The organism is Moraxella caviae, assembly GCF_002014985.1.
GTDB classification, from domain to species: Bacteria; Pseudomonadota; Gammaproteobacteria; order Pseudomonadales; family Moraxellaceae; genus Moraxella; species Moraxella caviae.
This window is the reverse complement of sequence record NZ_MUXU01000007.1, coordinates 1-20,451: the sequence shown is the minus strand read 5'-3', so window position 1 is coordinate 20,451 and position 20,451 is coordinate 1. Positions and strand designations below refer to the sequence as shown.

General features: G+C 47.3%; 17 protein-coding genes and 2 pseudogenes. 10 read left to right on the top strand and 9 right to left on the bottom strand.

The features are described from left to right. Both B0181_RS11860 and B0181_RS01075 read left to right on the top strand, forming a co-directional pair. A pseudogene (locus tag B0181_RS11860) lies at positions 1-88 on the top strand (IS1595 family transposase); the annotation flags it as partial. Positions 89-188: 100 nt separating this feature from the next. Further along, entirely contained in the window at positions 189-497 is a 309-nt protein-coding gene (locus tag B0181_RS01075; protein WP_078275650.1) for a CopG family transcriptional regulator, read from the top strand. A gap of 201 nt (positions 498-698) precedes the next feature. Here B0181_RS01075 and B0181_RS01070 read toward each other — a convergent pair whose 3' ends face one another. Beyond that, positions 699-1,805 (bottom strand): hypothetical protein, encoded by a 1,107-nt coding sequence (locus tag B0181_RS01070; RefSeq protein ID WP_078275649.1) that lies wholly within the window; start codon positions 1,803-1,805, stop codon positions 699-701. Between the two features lie 501 nt (positions 1,806-2,306). Between B0181_RS01070 and B0181_RS01065 the strand changes: the two genes are divergently transcribed. Beyond that, positions 2,307-3,197, top strand: a complete 891-nt coding sequence (locus B0181_RS01065; RefSeq protein ID WP_078275653.1) for a methyltransferase domain-containing protein — start codon at positions 2,307-2,309, stop codon at positions 3,195-3,197. A 404-nt stretch (positions 3,198-3,601) separates the two neighbouring features. On the opposite strand, the gene B0181_RS01060 is transcribed toward B0181_RS01065, so the two are convergent. The 3 genes from B0181_RS01060 to pepN all read right to left on the bottom strand — a co-directional run bounded on the left by B0181_RS01060 (position 3,602) and on the right by pepN (position 8,677). Continuing rightward, on the bottom strand, positions 3,602-4,387 hold the full coding sequence (locus B0181_RS01060; RefSeq protein WP_078275648.1) for a 16S rRNA (uracil(1498)-N(3))-methyltransferase: 786 nt from the start codon (positions 4,385-4,387) through the stop codon (positions 3,602-3,604). 225 nt (positions 4,388-4,612) lie between these two features. Next, positions 4,613-6,070, bottom strand: coding sequence for a 3-deoxy-D-manno-octulosonic acid transferase (locus B0181_RS01055; RefSeq protein ID WP_078275652.1), 1,458 nt, complete (start codon positions 6,068-6,070; stop codon positions 4,613-4,615). A 12-nt stretch (positions 6,071-6,082) separates the two neighbouring features. Further along, the gene (pepN, locus tag B0181_RS01050; protein WP_078275651.1) at positions 6,083-8,677 is read right to left on the bottom strand and encodes an aminopeptidase N; all 2,595 of its coding nucleotides are present in this window, start codon (positions 8,675-8,677) and stop codon (positions 6,083-6,085) included. A 331-nt stretch (positions 8,678-9,008) separates the two neighbouring features. Between pepN and pal the strand changes: the two genes are divergently transcribed. Beyond that, positions 9,009-9,515, top strand: a complete 507-nt coding sequence (gene pal, locus B0181_RS01040) for a peptidoglycan-associated lipoprotein Pal (protein WP_078275646.1) — start codon at positions 9,009-9,011, stop codon at positions 9,513-9,515. A gap of 159 nt (positions 9,516-9,674) precedes the next feature. On the opposite strand, the gene fur is transcribed toward pal, so the two are convergent. Then, positions 9,675-10,109 (bottom strand): ferric iron uptake transcriptional regulator, encoded by a 435-nt coding sequence (gene fur / locus B0181_RS01035; protein WP_078275645.1) that lies wholly within the window; start codon positions 10,107-10,109, stop codon positions 9,675-9,677. A 472-nt stretch (positions 10,110-10,581) separates the two neighbouring features. Between fur and B0181_RS01030 the strand changes: the two genes are divergently transcribed. Beyond that, positions 10,582-10,950, top strand: coding sequence for an outer membrane protein assembly factor BamE (locus tag B0181_RS01030; protein ID WP_115338066.1), 369 nt, complete (start codon positions 10,582-10,584; stop codon positions 10,948-10,950). A gap of 722 nt (positions 10,951-11,672) precedes the next feature. Continuing rightward, positions 11,673-12,671: a porin gene (locus B0181_RS01025; RefSeq protein WP_078275643.1), complete on the top strand. Its 999-nt coding sequence runs from the start codon at positions 11,673-11,675 to the stop codon at positions 12,669-12,671. A gap of 438 nt (positions 12,672-13,109) precedes the next feature. On the opposite strand, the gene B0181_RS01020 is transcribed toward B0181_RS01025, so the two are convergent. The 4 genes from B0181_RS01020 to B0181_RS01005 all read right to left on the bottom strand — a co-directional run bounded on the left by B0181_RS01020 (position 13,110) and on the right by B0181_RS01005 (position 16,226). After that, positions 13,110-13,478, bottom strand: coding sequence for an RnfH family protein (locus B0181_RS01020; protein WP_078275642.1), 369 nt, complete (start codon positions 13,476-13,478; stop codon positions 13,110-13,112). Continuing rightward, complete coding sequence (locus tag B0181_RS01015) at positions 13,475-14,569, bottom strand: hypothetical protein (protein WP_078275641.1); 1,095 nt, start codon at positions 14,567-14,569, stop codon at positions 13,475-13,477. The genes B0181_RS01020 and B0181_RS01015 overlap by 4 nt, the downstream gene beginning before the upstream one ends. Before the next feature lie 327 nt (positions 14,570-14,896). After that, a complete protein-coding gene (locus B0181_RS01010) occupies positions 14,897-15,589 on the bottom strand; it encodes a c-type cytochrome (protein WP_078275640.1) in 693 nt (230 codons plus the stop codon). 295 nt (positions 15,590-15,884) lie between these two features. Next, positions 15,885-16,226: a c-type cytochrome gene (locus B0181_RS01005; protein ID WP_078275639.1), complete on the bottom strand. Its 342-nt coding sequence runs from the start codon at positions 16,224-16,226 to the stop codon at positions 15,885-15,887. Positions 16,227-16,835: 609 nt separating this feature from the next. On the opposite strand from B0181_RS01005, the gene yihA reads away from it, so the two are divergent. From yihA to B0181_RS00980, 4 genes and pseudogenes are all read left to right on the top strand, one after another. Next, positions 16,836-17,573: a ribosome biogenesis GTP-binding protein YihA/YsxC gene (gene yihA, locus B0181_RS00995; protein ID WP_078275637.1), complete on the top strand. Its 738-nt coding sequence runs from the start codon at positions 16,836-16,838 to the stop codon at positions 17,571-17,573. After that, positions 17,566-18,426: a 16S rRNA (cytidine(1402)-2'-O)-methyltransferase gene (rsmI, locus tag B0181_RS00990; protein ID WP_078275636.1), complete on the top strand. Its 861-nt coding sequence runs from the start codon at positions 17,566-17,568 to the stop codon at positions 18,424-18,426. Before yihA ends, rsmI begins: the two co-directional genes overlap by 8 nt. Before the next feature lie 77 nt (positions 18,427-18,503). Next, positions 18,504-18,950 (top strand): GatB/YqeY domain-containing protein, encoded by a 447-nt coding sequence (locus B0181_RS00985; protein ID WP_078275635.1) that lies wholly within the window; start codon positions 18,504-18,506, stop codon positions 18,948-18,950. Positions 18,951-19,097: 147 nt separating this feature from the next. Continuing rightward, positions 19,098-20,144 (top strand): annotated as a pseudogene (locus B0181_RS00980) (threonine aldolase family protein). Positions 20,145-20,451 lie beyond the last annotated feature (307 nt).

Sequence of the window (20,451 nt, the reverse complement as noted above, 5' to 3'; positions counted from 1 at the left end):
TCTTTTTATCAAAGAATGCGAGTTTAGATTTAACTATGGTACACCATCACAAAAGCTAAAAACTTTAAGAAAATGGTGTGGGATTTAGGGCTAATCTAGTACAGCCCCTTGACAAATGCCCTTATCATTGCGCACGCAGCGTGTTATAATAGCGAAAATTCACAACAAACACATCAAAAGGACGACCCATGCTTTCCCCAAAAATCAAAAATAAATTTTCCAATCACCCTGAAGTCATCATGCGCCCTGTGCATTTGCGCCTGTCTGAAGAAATCATCAAACACCTAGAAGAGACCGCAGGACAGCACGGTTTTAACCGCATTCAAGGACTGATTCGCCTGTACATCCGCCAAGGGCTTGACCGTGATAACTGCAACTACACCCTAGCGCACGACACATTATTCATTGAAAAGCTGCGCAAAAAAGGCGTCAGCCAAAAAATCATTGACGAAGCACTGACCGATGTCAATAAAGATGGCGGTTTGGAAAAAGTGTAACATCAAAAATCTTGATAAAAGCTGTTATTAAAACCACCGATAAAAAGCCGACAAAAAACCACAACCAAACCATCGAACCAACTTGGCAAACGCCATCAAGCCAAGCCAAAACCCAAATCAAAAAACAAGCCCAAAAGCAATCAACTTTTGGGCTTGTTTGGTATTAACAGCGAATAACCAATTGGTTAGTTTTACACCATCTTAGTAAGTGTCATCACTTTCGATGATGGTGATGCCTGCATCATCATGACGACCAGCGGCCGGCCCCATTGGTTGCTCAGCGGCTGGGCCACGAGCAGGTGCTGACGCAGCTGGGCCCGGAGGACTGTCTTGAGCTGCTGAAGCGGCCGGACCACGAGCAGGTGCTACCGCTTCAGACGCTGGGCCGCGGGCAGGCTCAGAAGCGGCCGGACCACGAACAGGTGCTGGCGTAGAAGCTGCTGGACCTGTTGCTTGAGTAGCGGCTGGACCTGAACGAGATGGTTCGGTGCGAGCAGACTGACTCTGAACAGGCTTACGAGTTGCTGGTTGAGTAGCTGGTTTTGGCTTCTCGCTGGCACGATTAGGCTCTTGCGCACGAGAACGTGGCGCAGGCGTATCAGTTGCCGACACAGAAGTATCTCTTGGTACAACTCTAGGCCCAGGCGCTTGGCGTGGCTCAATGCGTGGAGCGGCAATCGGCTCTTCCACCGCTAGGCGTGGGCTTGCGGTCGCGCCTTGCACATCTTCTGCCATCGCTGCTGCTGCCGTAACGATGGTATTTGCCAAAAGCCCTACCACACTGTCATCGTCCAGCACGGCTTTATTGCCTTCAATATCATACGCCAAACGATTCGCCACAATGCGCTGATTACCCACCAATGCCGCACGAGCCTCGGCCGCCTGCTCATCAAGCATTGGCAAGCCCTGCGCTTCAAATGCTGCATTGGCAAAAGTTACATCATTCATGCCAAGCGTGAACGACACGTCCGCATTGCACTGACCGCTGGCGTTTTGTACATTTTGCACCGTGATGTCAAGCCCTGCGATTTTTTGGCGCACCAGCTGTTCAAGCGCTTCGGCATCGTCTGCGCCATAATCGCGCGTCAAAAGCAGCGACTCATCAAGCAAAGCCACGTTCAGCGCATCAACAAGGCGATTTTTCAGCCCTGCGTCATCGCACATCACGGCAATGTCTTGCACCACAGGCTCAACGACCACGATGTCATCTTCGCTCGCCTGCTCTTTTTTGGATTCGCCGCAGCCTACCAATGCCAACGCCGCTACGGTCGGCACTGCAAGCCACATCAATGCAGTATTTTTTTTCATGATAAACACTCTTTTTGGGTTTTGATTTTGCTGCTTGTCTGATGATATTTGGTTATAAATTTTAATTTAACTGTTTGATTAAATTTTAAAAACTGGTTGCTTGTAAGGTTGCAAGTTTTACAAACCTACTATTTTTAAGCAAATCATTTATAATCAGCGCGCAATTTACATTTCATCGGTTTGGTTTATCGCTTGGCTGAAAAAGTTAAACTTACCAAGCGATGGTTTTGCCGCACATATTTGCCATGCATATCGCCATGATAAATGTGCTACAATAGCACAGACGCACTGTCAAACCGCCATTATAGCACAGACAGCCGCCATTGATAGCGGTGTAATGGAGAAAATTTCACGCTTTAACATTTATTAACCAACCGTTGCAAAAGCACAACAAATCCGACCAGCGCCACTTAGACAACGCCTTTACCAAACCAAGTTTACTTAAAATAAAAGCAAGCACCAATCGCACATCAAAAATTGAAAACCAGTAACTTTTTAGCCATGACAAACCACAACTCAAAAAATCACACCACTTCATCAAATTCACCAAAATCAGACACAAATTTCAGCGAAAATTCAGCGCAAGACCGCAATTTTGATGCGATTGCCGATCATTTTGAGCGTAAAGTTTATGGCGGACTTAAAGGGCAAATTCGCTTGGCGGTGCTAAACCGCGATATTGGCGAGATGGTGGCAGCACTGGAAGCCAAACTTGGGCGCAAATTGCGTATTTTGGACGTGGGCGCAGGGCTTGGGCAAATCAGCCTATCGCTTGCCGCACAAGGTCATCACTGCACGATTAACGACATCTCTGCTGCCATGCTGGACAAGGCGCGCGCCAAAGCACAGGCAGACGGCATAGACGCGCGTTTTATCACAGCGCCTTATCAAACGCTGCCAAACGTGCTGCACGATGAAAAATTTGACGTGATTTTATGCCATGCGCTTTTAGAATGGCTGGGCGAGCCTGATGAAATCATGGCGTTTTTTGAGCGGTATTTGGTGGATTGTGGCGTGCTGTCGCTGTGCTTTTATAATCCTGCAAGCCTTGTGTACCGCAATCTGGTAATGGGCAATTTTTATCAGCTGGACGCACCAAAACCTGCCGACAACAAAAGCCTGACGCCAAATCACCCTGTCGCCGCCAAAGACGTGGAGCGCTGGCTGGACGCTTATGGTTATCGCACTTTGCTGCGCTCTGGCGTGCGTGTGTTTAGCGATTATGCGCCGCTCAAGCGTGGCGGTCTGACCAATCCTGAAGCGGTGATTCAAATGGAGCTGCGTTATAGTCGCCAGCTGCCGTATCGGTTGATGGGGCGGTATTTGCACGTTTTGGCGAGTAAAGATGGTGCAGGTTTGGTGCTTGGTGATGAATTTGAAGGCGATGCGTGAGTTGGATTAAAGCACGATATGTAAGTTAGGTTACGAGACGATATGTAAGTTGGATTAAGGAACGATATGTACGTTGAATTACGGTGCGATATGTAAGTTGGGTTGAGCAGAGCGAAAACCCAACGCTTTGGGTTTGGCTTGTCTTATAAAATGTTGGGTTACACTGCACTAGCCCAACCTACGGCGCAACACCATACCAACCTGCCGCCACTAGGTTTAGTGTGATTTTATCCGTTCGCCCTGAGCTTGCTAAAGGGTCGAACTGGTGGAAGGTATAAACCTAAAAAACCGTCCATGGTTCGACAAGCTCACCACGAACGATTTTTTAAATCACAAACAATTTTTTTAAACGGTTTTTTAAAACCACGAACGGTTTTTGAGCAGTTTTTATGCTCACCCAAACCCTACAAAAGCCAACGCCCCAGCACCGCATTAACCGCGCTTTCGGTGCGCAAAATGCGCTTGCCCAAGCCCACCGCCTGCACGCCCACCGAGCGCAAAAGCTCAATTTCATAAGGAATAAAACCGCCTTCTGCGCCAATGATAACCACGCTTGGCAAGCCTTGCACTGCCATCTCGCCAAAACCTACGTCCGCATACGGGTGGCACACCACCGCCTTGGCTGGCGTTTTATCGCTGCTTTGGGTGATGATGGACGGCAAGCTGTCTTGCACAAAAGGCTTAAAACGCTTGGCAAGCGTGATTTTTGGCGGCACGGTATCCACGCCCTGCTGCAAGCCTTCAAGCACAAACTCATCAAGCCTGCCAAGCAGCGGCGAACCCCAGTAGCTTTTATCGGTGCGATAGCTGTTCATCAGCACAATGTGATTCACACCAAGTGCCGTCATATCCATCACCAAGCGGCGCAGCACCTTTGGGCGCGGCAATGCCAAAATCAGCGTTACACCCAGTTTGTCAGGCGGTGCAGTGTCCAGCACCACATCACCAAGCACCGCCTTATCATCGTCAAGCCCAGCAATCACCCCAGTACCAATTTTCCCACCAAGCACGCCAATTTTTAGCGTATCGCCAACGCCTGCACCCAGCACCATCTTGATGTGGCGCAGCTGCTCGCCATCGGTGATGGTGGCGGTGTGTTTGCTGGCGTGATAAGCGCCATTAGAGTGGCAAGTTTTTTCTTGACTAATGACTGGCTCAAAGGCGGCAGCTGGCAAAATCAGTAAATTCATGATGGGATTAACGTTGCGGTGGTTGATAAAAAATGGATTGGTAAAAATAAGCTGTGAACAACGATTTAGCGAAAATCAGATGAGTAAAAGCACTTTGGTAAAATTGATGATTTAACGATGATTGGCGGTATCAAGTTCAGCATAACTGTCAATCGCTTGGCAAAACCATAAATTCGGCTGATAAAACACAGCTTATTGACAACTCATTGAATTTATTAGCTTTTATCACATTTCATCGCCCAGCACCGCAAGCGTCAAACTCGCCTGCACCCAAGCGGCATTGGCATAACGCTCGGTCAGCGTCTTGCCAGCTTGTCCTGCACGCTCGGCTTTTTGTTGGTCGCACAAATACACCAAAAGCGCATTCGCCAGCTCATCAGGCGTGTTTTTCACCTGCATGAGCGCACCTGCTTGGGCAAGTTTTTGCACCAAAAGCTCACAATTTTTGACAAATTCGCCCATGATGACAGGCTTGGCAAAACTTGCAGGCTCAATCGGATTATGACCGCCCACATCGACAAACGACCCTGCCACCACCGCCACATCAGCCGTGCGATACCACACCAAAAGCTCGCCCATACTATCTGCCAAATACACCTGCGTGTCCGCCTTGATGGCATCATCATGCGCACGGCGTGCAGGCGCAAAACCCAGCTCGGCGCACAGCTTTGCCACGTCATCAAAACGCTCTGGGTGGCGTGGCACCAAAATCAGCAGTGCATTTGGCTCACAGCTTAGCACCTTTTGATGGGCAAGCAATGCCAAACACTCTTCGGTGTCGTGCGTGCTTGCCATCACCCAAATCGGACGGCGTGGATTTGCAGTATTGGAAAAATTGGCGTTGGTGCTAATCTTGGAATTGCCATCAACCCCAAGCCACGCACAAACCTTAGCGTAAAGCGCATCATGCGCCGCGCTCCACTGCCCCGCCTGCGCCCATTTCAGCGATGGCGCACGCACCACTTTATCATCGCTCGCCCCAAGTGCAACAAACCTTTCGGCAGATTTTTCATCTTGGGCGATGATTTTGGTTAAATTCGCCATCATGCCTGCGCTCACGGTGGCAAATTTGGCATAGCTGGCGTACGATTTTTCGCTCAAGCGTGCATTTACCATTACCGCAGGAATTTTGGCACGTTTTAGTTCATACAGCGTTGTCGCCCACAGCTCGGTTTCTATGAAAACCGCAAGTGCAGGCTGCACATGGCGCAAAAACCTGCGCACCACTGGCGCACTGTCCACAGGCACAAAGCTGTGATTCACCGACTTGCCAAGCTCATCAGCAAACAGTGCTGCCGTGCGTGCAAATCCTGTCTGCGTGGTGCTGGTAATCCAAAGCCTAAAACCTTGATTTAAAAGGATTTTTAGCATAGGAAATGCGGTGTTAATCTCACCAAGCGACACCGCATGACACCAAATCAGCCTGCCATTGCCTGCTGGCAAACCCTGCGAAAACCGCCCAAATTGCGCCTGATTGTCGTGCGTGTTTTGCAAGTTATCCACAGCGCTTGGTACAGGCAAAAACGCACGCCCAAATCTTTCAGCCGCTTCACGCTGATAAGTCGTGCGAGTGCGTGATTTTTTCCACACCAAAAGCCGATAAATAGGACGTGCCAGCGCAATCGCCAGCCGATAATACCAAGGCGGACACACGGGCGAATGATGAGCAGACTTTGTAATCATGGCATTTTTCAATTACGCTTTCGCCAAAAGGCTGTCGTCCAGCAAATTATCCAAATATTCACGCACGTTTTTAGAGCTCACTTTGGCTTGTAAGGCGGTGAGCTTATCCTGCGCCATCGCTTTATCGGCTGCACCCAGCGTGTACCAGCGCGCCAATGCCGAAAGCAAGCGCGCGGCAATCACAGGATTTAGTGCGTCCAATTTTTCCACCGCTGACAAATACAAATCAAGCCCTGCCTGCGTCCACAGCATGGTAGGTTTGGCTGCCAAGCCGCCCAGTGTCGTGCGCACACGATTTGGCGTTTGCCAGTCGTAATCACTTCTTGCCATCAGTGCGGCAATGTCCGCCACGCTTGACGTTGCCGCGCCCGCCTGCACACTAAACCACAAATCAATCACCAACTCTTCATCAGCAAAACGCTCATAAAAGTCCGCCAAATACTGCGCCGCTTTTGGCAAGGCAAAATCCACCATCGCTGATAATGCACCCAGTCGCTCGCTCATGCAGCTGGCATTTTCATAACGCTCATACGCCCAGTCAGCGGCAGCGTCAATGCGTGCGCTCAGTGCCAAATCCAGCAGCACATTTTTAAGCAATCTGCGCCCACGCGCCTGCGGTGTGTCGGTGTAGCTTTCGGCAGGCAAGGCATGATACCAAGCAGCAATCTCATCACGCAAAGCACTGGCAACTTGCGCTTTGAGTGCATCACGCGCCGCTTTCACCGCTTGTGGTTGATAATTAGTTTCATAGCCCATCGCCAGCTCTTTTTCGCTTGGCAAATCAAACAATCTTGCCGCAAGCATGGCATCTGAATCCAAAAGTTTCGGCACGGCAACTTGCAAGGCTTCAATCAGCAAATCCACACGCTCTGACTTACCAAACAGCAAGCGATTCACCAGCGTTTGCACTGCTTGCCAGCGGTTAAATCCTTGCGTTTCAAAGGCGGCAAGTTTCGCCAAATCTTCATCACTGTACGCAAAATCCAAATTCACAGGCGCAGAAAAATCACGCAGCACCGACACCAAAGGCGCAGCGCCCTTGTCAAGAGGCAAATCATCAAAAGTAAAGCTGTCTTCTGCCTTCGTCAAAAGCAGCATTTTTTCGGCAAGCAGCTTGCCCGTCTTGCTGTCAAATACCGCAGTCGCCACAGGAATTGGCAATGCCACAGGCGCAGCAAAATTTGGCACATGGCGAGTTTTTTGCGCCAAATTCACCGTCAGCACGCCGCTGTTTTCATCAAAGACAAAATCGCCAGACACCAAAGACGTACCCGGCTGGCGATACCACGCCAGAAAATCAAGCACACGCGCATCTGCCACCGATAAGGCAGACAAAAAGTCTTCCACCGTTACCGCTTGCCCGTCATAACGGCGAAAATATTCGTCCGTGCCTTGGCGGAATTTTTCTTTGCCCAAAAGATTGGCAATCATGCGCACGATTTCTGCGCCTTTTTCGTACACCGTCATGGTGTAAAAATTGTTAATCTCCACAAAGCTCTCTGGGCGAACTGGATGCGCCAAAGGCCCTGCGTCTTCGGGAAATTGTGCCGCTCGCAGCGTTGCCACATCTTCAATGCGCTGCACCGCTTTTGAGCAAAAATCGCCAGAAAAGCTCTGATCACGAAACACGGTAAAGCCTTCTTTTAGGCACAGCTGAAACCAATCACGGCAAGTAATGCGATTGCCCGTCCAGTTATGAAAATATTCATGCGCAATCACCGATTTGACAAAAAAACTGCGCTCATCGGTGGTGGTTTCTGGGCTTGATAAGGTGCAAGACGTGTTAAAAATATTCAAGCCCTTATTTTCCATCGCGCCCATGTTAAATTGCCCTGTCGCCACAATCATATAGCGGTCAAGGTCATACGCACGCCCATAATTTTCTTCGTCCCAGCGCATGGCGTCTTTGAGCGCCTGCATGGCAACGTGGCATTTGTCAATGTCTTGCGCCGCCGCATAAATTTCCAGCAGCACATCACGCCCTTCTATGGTGGTGTAATGATCGCTCATCACTTGCAAATCCGCAATCACGCAGGCAAACAGATAGCTTGGCTTTTTGGTGGGGTCGTGCCAAATGGCAAAATGACGCTCATCGCCTGCGTCGCCTACCTCCAGCAAATTACCATTGGCAAGCAAAATCGGATATTTTTTATCCGCTTCCACGCGCGTGGTATAAACGCACAGCACATCTGGGCGGTCTGGAAAAAAGGTGATTTTACGAAAGCCTTCAGGCTCGCACTGCGTGACAAACATCGCATTATCGCCTGTGCCTGCTTGGTACAAGCCTTCAAGCGTGGTGTTGGTTTGCGGCGTAATGCGCACCAGCGTCTCAATCGTGGCAACGTCTGGCACATCATGTAAATGCAAACGCTCATCATCAAGCGTGTACTCGTCTGCATTGAGCGCCTTGCCATTGACACGCACGTCCAAAAGCGAAAGCGCACGCCCAAACAGCTCAAGCTCGCCTGCCGATTGCCGTGCCACGCTTAATTTTGCGCCCACCGTGGCATACTCATCAAATAAGCGAATGTCCAAATCAATACTTTCTACCGCAAAAGCTGGCGGCGTGTAGTCCTTAAGATAAATTTTTTGGGTGGTGTCAGTCATCATCTTTACTCTTACTTTATTTTAAATCGTCTCATTCATCAGCCAAACGCTTGGGCAACGCCAATTTAGCGCAAATTTACGCACGCACACTCAATGCGCAAGTAAAGCATACAAATCAAACGTGCAAATCAAACACGTCCAAGCAAAAATCTTTTGCCATACTACCAAATTCACAAAAAACTCGCAATCATTGGCAAAAAATTAGGTATAATAGGCAGATAAATAAAACCGTTGATAACTTTGGTTTGTCTGGCAAATCATATGAATAAATTGCACAGGCAAATCACACAGCAAATCAATCCAAACAAACACCCAACACAAAGGAAATCTTATGTCTTTACTTAAAATCTCCGCCATCGCCTTGGCAAGTGCCATCATCGCCACAGGCTGCGCTTCACACCGCACCAACCAAGACGTGAAAGTTGCGTCTGGCGTGGCTGGCTACACAGGCAGCGTGTATCAAGGCGGCTCATTGGTGAATAATTCTGACGCCATCAAAGCCGCTGCCGCAAACCTGCAAGGCGTGGTACGCTTTGGCTTTGACTCAGACGCCATCAGCGCCCAAGCCGCCGCCATTTTGGATGAGCAAGTGGCGTTCTTGCAAGCCAATCCAAGCGCGCGCGTGCTGGTTGCAGGTCATACAGACGAGCGCGGCTCTCGTGAATACAACATCTCACTGGGCGAGCGCCGTGCCGCTGCCGTACGCAGCTATCTGACCCAAAAAGGCGTGAACACCGCCAACATTGAAATCGTAAGTTTTGGTGAAGAGCGTCCAGTTGCCGCTGGTAGCACCGAAGAAGCGTGGTCGCAAAACCGCCGTGCTGAGCTAAGCTACTGATTTTAAGCGTTAAATTTCAGGTATCAACTCCCAAATTTAACCGCCAATCAACAAAAATACCCAAACTCACTAAGAATTTGGGTATTTTTTCATATTGCTATTTTGACAACTGGCAAATTCAGCCAGCCGCCAATTTGTCATCAGCTCGCCATCAACATATCAATTTTCTGACGCTTTTTGGCATTCTGGGCTGTCGCACACGCCATACAGCACCAAAGAATGTCCCGACAGTTTAAAATTAAACTGTTCAGCCACTTTATGCTGCTCTTCTTCAATGGTGTGGTTGTGAAATTCCATGATTTTACCGCACACATCGCACACCAAATGGTCGTGGTGTTCATCTTGCACAATCTCAAAAACCGACAAATTATTCTCAAAATTATGACGCTCAACGATGCCCGCCTGCTCAAATTGCGTCAGCACACGATACACAGTCGCCAAGCCCACGTCTTCGCCCTGCTCGGCAAGCGCACGGTACACATCTTCTGCGCTCATGTGGTGATGTTCTGCGTTTTCCAGCAGCTCTAAAATCTTGATACGCGGCAAGGTTACTTTCAAACCCGCCTTACGCAAATCTTTATTGGTAAAAGCCATGATTCCACCTGTAGTTTGTTTTTGTAATTCTTGATTGTCATCGCAAGCCCTTTGTGCAAATATCGCAATGGGCAGTCTTGGCGATGAAAAAGCATTTATTGAGAAAAACTCTCAAATACAGCCGATATTCTAACACAATTTAGCAGATAGTTTAGCAAAATTTACCCACGAACACAAAAGCAATTCGTACTTTTTGGCGCAGTTAGATAACTTTTTGGCGTGGTTGGATAAAAGTTGAACAAATCTTGCCAATTTTTTAAGTTTTTATCAGTACGGATAATTTTTTGGCATTCACCAGCGCAACTCAAATTTATAAAAACACTCAATTACAAGAAAATTACACTTTAAACTTGCATATTTGCACGCTTATGGGTAATATGCTTGGTTAAATGCGTGTTTACGCGGATTGCTTTTAAAGCACCTTGCCAGCACGCCAATCATAACGATTTATACTTAAATATTCGGATTTATCATGAAATTTTCAGCAAAATTTGCCGCCATCGCTTTGGCAGGCGCAGTCGCTTTGTCGGGCTGTAGCATTTTTCGCGTTTATACCATCGATTTGCCACAAGGCACGCCGCTCACCCAAGAAAAAGCCGCCCAGCTGCAAGTGGGCATGAGTCCAGACCAAGTGCTGTATTTGGTGGGCAGCCCTGCGGTGCGTGATACGCTAAACCCAAATCGCTGGGATTATGTGTATGATTTCGCCGCTGGCACGGATGGCAAGCGCAAAGGCAAGCCAGATGTGAAAAATGGCGAGCAGCGCATGAGCGTGTATTTTGAAAACAACCGCGTGGTGCGCATTGAAGGCCGTGAAAGCCTGCCTGTCAAGCAGCCTTAATCGCAGCCAAAATCACAGCAAAGTTGTGAAATCAAAACTCGCCTACGGGCGGGTTTTTTGTTTGGGGTAGTTTTGAGTTTATAATTATGCTTAAATTCATATTATAGGTTTATTTAATTGGATGACTATAAATTAAATTTACATCAATGCCAAAAATACACAAAACCACCCCAAAAACATCACTGCAATGTTGCTAATTCTTGCAAAATTATCACAATAAATTTATAAAAAATCGCCAAATTCTTGTAAATTTTGCCGAAAATCCTTTCTAAATTGTCCAAAAATGCGTCTTTAAATGCGAATTTTTCTTATTATTCACAAAAAATTTTGTAAAATTTTATTTTATAACTTATTGATTTTAAATATAAAAATAAAAAACAACAAAAAAAGTTAAAAAATTTGTATCAAAAGGTGTTGCAAAATATGTCAAAGTTGGTATTCTATAAACACGGTATGGATTTGGTAATCAATCTTTACTCATAGCTGTCTGAATCCGTTTTTTGACCGTTGGAAACGAAATTTAAAACGATTTGAGCCAGTAGAGTGGGAATGTTGCCAGTTTGTCGTGCAAATATCATGAAATGGTGTAAATCATATTTATGATGTAAGCTGATTTTCGTACTGGAAACGAAGCAACAAAACCGCAATGTGTGTATTTGCAGGCATTGCACTGGGCGCAAGCGAATGCAGCCCAAAACTAAAAATGTAATGTGGAGAAACCCATGAAAAAACTACTTTTAGCATCAGCAATCGCTGCTCTATCTGTTACCGCTGCACAAGCTGCGCCTACCGTATATGGTAAAGCGTTCTTGACTCTTGACGCTATTGATGGCGACTACAAAGAGCGTACTTCTCTAAACTCTAACTACTCTCGCATTGGCTTCAAAGGTTCTGAAGCTCTGACTGCAAACACCGACCTAGTATACCAACTAGAATATGGCATTGAAGTTGATTCAGACACTCAACAGTTTAAGTCTCGTGATACTTTCCTAGGTCTTTCTAACAAGCAATATGGTACTCTACTTGCTGGTCGTCTAAAAGCAATCGACAGCCACATTGACTACGCAAGTGTAGGTCAAGGTAAAATGCTAGGTCATGACACTACTTTGGCAAGCATTGATGGTCCGCGTGCAAATAATACTTTTGCATACGTATCTCCAAGCTACAACGGTGTACAATTCCTAGGTATGTACACTCTTGATGAAGATAAAACCGACAAAAGCGTTGATAATCTAGCTAAAGAACTTCAAGCAAATGACAACCTAGCTGGCGATGCGTTTGGCGTAGGTGCAAAATACGAGCCAGCTAATCAGCCATTCCGTGGTGGTATTACTTATATCCAAGCTTCACAGCTAGGTGTTACTGGCGACAGCGCAAAAGCGGTGCGTGTGAGTGGTCAATATGACATTACTCCAGCGACTACCGTTGGCGGTCTATATCAGCACACTGATTTTGACTCTAATGACAATGAAAACGCATTTGCAGTGTCTGCACACCACAAAATCGCACAAACTCCATGGGCGGTATATGGTCAGCTGGATTTCGTTGACAATGTAAAAGGCGCTAAAGACGCTGAAGCATTCCGCGCTACTGTTGGCGGTAAATATGCGTTCAACAAAAACACCATCGGTCATATTTACAGCAAATACCTGAAAGAAGAAAACGGCAACAACAAGACTGATGGCTACGGCATCGCAACTGGTATCGAATACAAGTTCTAATCTTGTTTCCTGCCTACACAAAAGCTCACCAATTGGTGGGCTTTTGTTTTTGGTGTGGGTTGTAATTTTTTGGGGCTTGTAAATTGGGTGGATGACATCTACATAATCTAAAAAACCTTCGTAATTTAAAAAATCATTCAGAAATCCGTCCGTAGCAATTCAAAAAACCGTTCGTGGTGAGCTTTGTCGAACCATGGACGGTTTTTTAATCTTTTAACAGGTCAAAAACCCCGCCAGTTCACCCTTCGACAAGCTCAGGGCGAATGGAAAGGTAAGCTTAGAACCCAAAAAACACACCAACCCCACCGATAGCCATTGTTAAAACACTAGATAATATCACCACTCCAATTGAATCACGTTTTACAAAACCAACTTACAAATATCACACCAACCTACCTTTAACCCCAAAAAAAACACCGCCAATCAGCGGTGTTTTACTTATGAGCGTGCGCCAAGTTTTCGTACGGTGGGCTTGGAGCGGCGTTTTCTACGCTGCATTGGCTCGGACGACAGCGCACGATAAATCTCAATGCGATCGCCCTGCGCCAGCACGTCCGTCAGGCTGCGTTTTTCGCTATAAATGCCGACAAACCACGCACGATGGTTAGGCGTGGCGCACGCATTATCCGCACACCACTTGGCAAAGTCCGCAAGCTCAGCACGCAAAAGCCAGCCGCTTTCTTGCAGTGCTTGATAAATGCTGCTGCCTGCCGCCACTTGCATTTCTTCATAAAATTGCACGCCTGCGCCATCGTCCGTTTCGCCCACAAACGCCAGCGCAATGTCAATCTTGCCATCGGTACTCACGCCAGCCACTCCATGACAAGCCCAGCCAATGCAACCACCACCGCCAGCGGCACGATGATGCGCACCAATACTCGCCAGATGTTATATCGCCCTTCACTGCCGAAATTTAAAGTCTTACGCAAGTGGCTGATTTTCATCACAAAACCTGCAAAAATCGCCAAATTCAGCACCGCAAGCAAACTTAGCACCGCAAGCACAACCAGCAGCACGCTCACAGGCAAAGGACTAAAAATCACCGCCAAAACCAGCGTGGCAATCGCCCCAATCACCAGCCCAAAGCGTGCAATCAGCTGCGATGCCGCATAATACAGCAAAAACGCCGCAATCAAGAGCATGCCAACGCCTGACACCAAAAAAGACGCTGGCGTTACCATCGCACTGCCTGCAAACAGCGCAAACGCCCCAAAAATCAGTTGCGTCAGCCAAATCGGTAAAATCAGCCCTGCCAAAGATTTCTTACTTGCCATCGCTACTGGCGCAATCACCGAGCCGCCAAACCAGTACAGACCCGTACCCACGCCCACAGACAGCAAGGCAAGCAGCAGCGCACGCCCAAACTCGCCAAGCGTAAATTCAGTCATCATCGGCACCGCCACGCCGCTCATGATGCCGCCATCAAACAGCGATACGAGCGCTCCAGCGACAACAAGCAGCAAACCCACTGGCAAAAGTCGTGCTTTTAACAAGCTCAAAATCAGCGCCACCACCATCAAAGCTGCACTCACTCCCAGCGTTGGCACGCCCAAATCCTGCGCCACGTTTGGCATTTGCGCATCAAACCCAACTGCCAGCCGAGCGGTGATGCTTGCCGCAATTAAAATCGCCACCACCACCGACAGCCCAGCAAACACACGCCACACCAAAGACGCGTCCGCTTCTCGCGTCAGCTTTTGCATACCTTGCCATGGCATCGCCGCGCTGCGTGCCGACAATGCCACTTCTGCAAATAAAATCGGCAAACCGACCAGCGTCATGGACAGCACCCACATCAGCCAAAAATCCAGCTCGTGCGCCTTGCTTGGCGCAACCAAACCGACAAACAATAGCGGCAATGCCGATGCCACAAAAAATACCGTGTGTCTTGAAAGCATAACTCACCCAACAGTGAAAAACTCAAGCGAACTTGATGGTTTTTAATTAAATTAGTTTTGTGAAAACTTGGTTAAAATCTGGTTAAAACTTGCTTTGATTTTAGCGTATCAATTTAGCACATCAATTCAAACACGCCAATTTTAGCACATTTGCTGACGTGATTGGGTTGGCGTTTTTTTGATTGCACCAAGTGGTTTTTAAATGATTTCAACGATTTTTCTTCAATCGCTCGCCAACCTTCTGCCAACCATCCACCAAAACGCAACAATAAAGATAGCAAAAAACCCCAAAGCTGGGGTTTTTGTGTGTGCGATTTTATACAAAAATCAGTGTACCGCTGACAAGAATTCAGACAAAATCTTGATGTCGCGGTCAGACAGCTTGGCAGCAACGATTTGCATCATGCCTTTTTCGTCTTTTTTCGCTGAATCGTTGGTGCGGTATTGATCCGCCATCAAACCTTCATCTTCACGGCCTGCCGCACGGAACATTTTTAGCTGTGTCGCTAGGTAAGTGGCGTGCTGACCACCAATGCGTGGGAATGCCGCCCATTCATTGCCTGCGCCTTTTGGATCATGGCAGCCTGCGCATGGAATGATACCGCGGTTTTTGTCGCCACCAAGGTACAGTTTTTGGGCAGCGACATAAGTGGCTTTATTGCCATAACCCGGTGTCCATGGCGCTTGAGCGGCATAATAACCAGCCACATTTGCCAAATCCTGCTGAGTCAGACCAGCCAACTGCGCTTCCATGATGCCGTTACGGCGTGCTTGGGTTTTAAAATCCACCAGCTGCTTGTACAGATATTTGACGTTTTGACCGCCTAGGTTTGGCTGTGCAGGCGCAACACTCACGCCATTTGCACCATGACACGCAGCACAGTTAGCTTCTACGATTGCCTTACCTGCTTCAATGTCGTAGCTCGGTACGGTTACGGCAGCGCCTGCCGTCATGCTGGCAACGCCGACACCCGCGGCAAGGATTACGTTGGCGAAAATGGCTTTATTTGCAGGTTTCATATGACAATTTCCTACTAACTTTTGGGGATTTCCCCACGTCTTGGGTTTTGTTCAAAATTAAAAATAACAAAAAACTTGCGAAGCGCCCAACCTTTGCGATTCCATATTTTAAATTGGCTTGCTTTTAAAACCACAAACCAAACTTTGTGCAATTTTAGGCATTCTTCTCAACATTCGCTATTATAGCAAGAACTTGCTGAATTTTCCTACAAAAATTGTGGTTTTGGTAACATTTTTTCTAAATTTTTTGTAAAACTGACAAAAAATTCGTCATTTTATGGCATTTTTATGCAGTTTAATTCGCCATATAGTTAATCAAATCTTTAAAATCTTGATCCGAACAACTGCCACACAAACCCATCGCAGGCATTTGCGGCATACCTTTTTTGGTGGATTGCACCAATGCGTCCATGCCTTTTTGAGATTTTAGACGCTCCCAAATGGCAGTGTCGCCCTTTTTAGGCGCATTGAGCGCACCGCTGTCATGGCAAGTGGCGCAAGTCTTTTGGTAAGTATCCGCCACCGCAGCAACCGCAGGCGCACTCACCAAAACTGACGCACAAAGCGTGGCGACAATGAGCTTTTGTGCGGTTTTGCGCATGGGTATTTGTATGGTTTTTGATGTTGTTTTTTGCATAAAAATTCTCCAAACAACACATCAAAGATTAGCCAAATCGGCAAACAAATGATGGTCTTTTGAGTTATTATGGGTGTTTTTTAAGGTTTTGCAAGCAGATTTTGGTAACGCACACGGCAAATGGGTAACAATCACGCAAAATTTGGCGGTTTTTCGCCATTTTTCACGCCACATCAAAGTTCACGCCGCATCAAAACGCCATTATTCAAAAACCACCATTTATCCATCGCACCCAAAGCTCAAGCAAATTTTATACGTTGGTATGCTTTTTGCACAAATTCCCACTTTGAAAAACTGGTACTTAAAAATAACACGTTGGGAAAATTGGCATTTCATGATACACTTATAAATTCATGCTTTTATTGTCAAATAATGCGTTATTTAAAGTTGTGTTTCGCTGAATATTGGTAAAATTTGACGAATGATTTGCCACTATTTTATGGGTAGTTTTAGCTTTATGGGTAGTTTTAGCCAGCAACTTTAAATGGACAACCAACGACAAAATTGACAATCAGCGACAAATAAGCGCACAGCCTTAAATTTTAGCCACAGATTTTTCACCACTTTTAACCACGAATTTTGCCACAAACAACATCACAGCCTTGCACCATGACCGACACCGAATTTTTCTTAAAACAAATCCGCCAAACCACGTTTTCGCTTTCTGCGCCAACGTTCAAACTTTGCCCTGACGACACAGGCTTTGAAGTGGCGTTCGCTGGGCGTTCAAACGCTGGCAAATCGTCCGCCATCAATACCATCACCCACCAAAAGCAGCTTGCGCGCTCGTCCAAGACACCGGGACGCACACAGATGATTAACTTTTTTAATGTGGGTTCGCCTGACGCACGCATTGTGGATTTGCCGGGTTATGGCTATGCGCAAGTGCCAGAAGCGATGAAAATCAAGTGGCAAAAAGAGTTGGAATCTTATTTAGTGAACCGTGAAAGCCTGACGGGGCTTGTGCTTTTGACCGACATTCGCCATCCGCTCAAATATTTTGATGAGCAAATGCTGCACTGGGCAAAAGACGGTAATTTGGCGGTGCACGTTTTGCTGACCAAGGCGGATAAATTAAAACGTGGCGCACAAAAAGCCGCTCTGCTTGCCACCAAAAAGCAGCTTGCTGCGCTGGGTTTGTCGTTTTCCATTCAGCTTTTTAGTGCGCTCAAGCGAGAAGGCATTGAAGAGCTGGCGGACACGCTGGGTATGTGGCTGCATTTGGCAAAAGCTAAGGAAAATCAAGCTGCAAGCCAAGCCCAAGAAAATTCACCAAACGCAAATAACTTGCCAAACAGTGAAAATGACACATCAGCCCAGCACACACAAGGCGGACAACATGACTGAACGCCATACTCACCACGCTCAAGCAGGTACGCTGTACATTGTCGCAACGCCCATCGGCAATCTTGGCGACATCAGCCAGCGCGCGCTCGACACGCTAAAATCTGTGGATGTGATTGCCTGCGAAGACACGCGTACCAGCGGTAAATTGTTAAGTTTTTTTAACATATCTACGCCCACCATCGCCTATCATGAGCATAATGCCGACAGCCAAACCGCACGCATTATTGATATGCTAAACGCTGGTAAATCGGTGGCGCTGATTTCGGATGCTGGCACGCCACTAATTTCAGACCCCGGCTTTCGCTTGGTGCGCACCGCTCACGAACACAGCTTGCCCACCGTACCGATTGCAGGTGCGTGCGCCATGGTTGCTGCCTTGTCTGTGGCGGGTTTGCCGTCAGATAAGTTTAGCTTTTTGGGGTTTTTGCCTGCCAAATCTGCCGCTCGCCAAAGCGTGCTGAATGACTATAAAGACCGCAGCGAGACCTTGATTTTTTATGAAGCGCCACACCGCATTTGTGAAAGCGTGGCGGACATGGCGGCAGTTTTTGGCGGCGAGCGTGAAGCGACTTTATGCCGAGAAATCAGCAAAACTTTTGAAACCATCAAAAAATTACCGCTGGCTGATTTATTAGAATTTATTAACAATGATGCCAATCAACAAAAAGGTGAAATCGTGCTTGTCATCGCAGGCAACAAACAGCCCAAAACCGCCACCAATTATGACGATTGGCTGCTTGCACTTGCCGAAGAATTGCCACCAAAAAAAGCAAGCGGTATCGTGGCGCAAGTTTTAGGCATTAAAAAAGGCGAAGTGTACGACCGCTTGCTTGCCCTGCAAAATAACAGCTAAAAAATCGCCAAATGACTTTACAAAGCAACTTCAAAAATTGATTTATTAACAACACTTTAACAAAAACTGGAGAGCTTATGAGCCTAAAAATCACCCTGACCGAAGCCGTCAAAACCGCCATGAAAGCCAAAGACATGGCGCAAGTGAAAGTTTTGCGTGGCGTACAAGCTGCAATCAAGCAAATTGAAATTGATAATCAAGTAGAACTTGACGACAAAGGCGTGCTAGAAATCATTCAAAAGCAGCTCAAGCAGCGCAGCGAATCGCTAGAAATCTATAAAACTAACGGACGTGATGATTTGGCGGAGCAAGAGCAATTTGAAATCAACGTCATCAGCCAATTTTTGCCAGAGCAGCTGTCTGAAGATGCGCTGAACGCCATCATCACTGAAACCATCAGCGATCTTGGCGCGTCTGGCATGAAAGACATGGGGCGCGTGATGAATGCCGTCAAAGACAAAACCACAGGACAAGCCGACCCTGCGGCGGTGAGCGGCTTGGTGAAAAAGGCGTTGGCTGGTTAAATCAGCCCAACAACGGCTGATTTGCTCGCCTGCCCATTCCCCCATACCAAAAGAATTGTTATAATACCCATTCTAAATGCTCAACAATCTAAAACGATTTGTTACGGTTTTAGTCCGTACATTATAACAATTCTAAGGGGAAAACCCATGCAACCACTACACAGTACCGCTTCTTTTTCTTTCGCTTCAGACAACTACTCAGGCGTACACCCTGAAATGCTTGCCGCCATCAATGCAGCCAATGGCGGACACGAACCTGCCTACGGTTATGACGTTTACACCGCACGCTTAGGCGAGATGATTAAAGAACATTTTGGCGCCGCTGCGAGCGTCTATCCTGTGTTTAACGGCACAGGCGCAAACATCACAGGGCTGACCGCCACCTTGCCGCGCTTTGGCTCCATCGTCTGCGCCAAAACCGCACATATCAACTGAGATGAATCCAACGCCCCACAATACGTCTCAGGTATTAAACTTTTGCCCATCATCACCAAAGACGGCAAACTCACCCCAGAGCTGATTGCCACCGAGTTGTACCGCCTTGGCAACGAACACGCTTCACAGCCCACCTGCGTCTACATCAGCCAAACCACCGAGCTTGGCACTTGCTACACCCTAGACGAGCTGCGCGCCATCACCGCCTACGCCAAAGAGCGTGGATTGTTTGTGTATGTCGATGGCGCACGCTTGTCAAACGCTTGTGCCACGCTGGGCTGCATCTTTAAAGACATCGCCGATACAGGCATTGACATTTTATCCCTAGGCGGCACAAAAAACGGCATGCTGATTGGCGAGTGCATCGTGGTGCTAAACCCTGCACTTGACACCACGATGAAATATCTGCGCAAAAACCATATGCAACTTGGCTCAAAACTGCGCTTTATTTCTGCGCAATTCATTCACTGGCTGCAAAGCGGCTTGTGGCTGACGCTGGCAAGCCACGCCAACGAGATGGCGACTTATTTAGCCAATCAAATCAAAGACTTACCAAACGTTACCATCACCCAAAAGGTAGAATCTAACGCTGTTTTTGCCATCTTGCCAAGCGACACCACCGCCAAATTGCACAAAGATTTTCATTTTTATGATTGGGATTTGGCAACAGGTGAAATCCGCCTGATGATGAGTTTTGACATCACCAAAGCGCAAGTGGATCAATTGGTTGAAAAAATCAAAGCCTATTTGCCTGCTTGATGGGATTTTTCGTTCGTCTTGAGTTTACACCCTACCGTTCGCCCTGAGCTTGTTGAAGGGTGAACGGAATGGAAAACTTGTAAAAATCATCTTGGCTTGATGAAAATATGCTGGGTTACGCTTCGCTGACCCAGCATACAATTCACTAAAGCCCAACCTTGTATCTTCCCCAACCCCAATCAGGTAAAATAACAACGTATTATTTTACCGCCAGCATGGTTTGTAAATTGCACCCAACCTAAGTGTTTGAACACTGCTTTGTAGAAAAAACAGCCATGCTTATTTTATTTCATCAACAATCTGTATG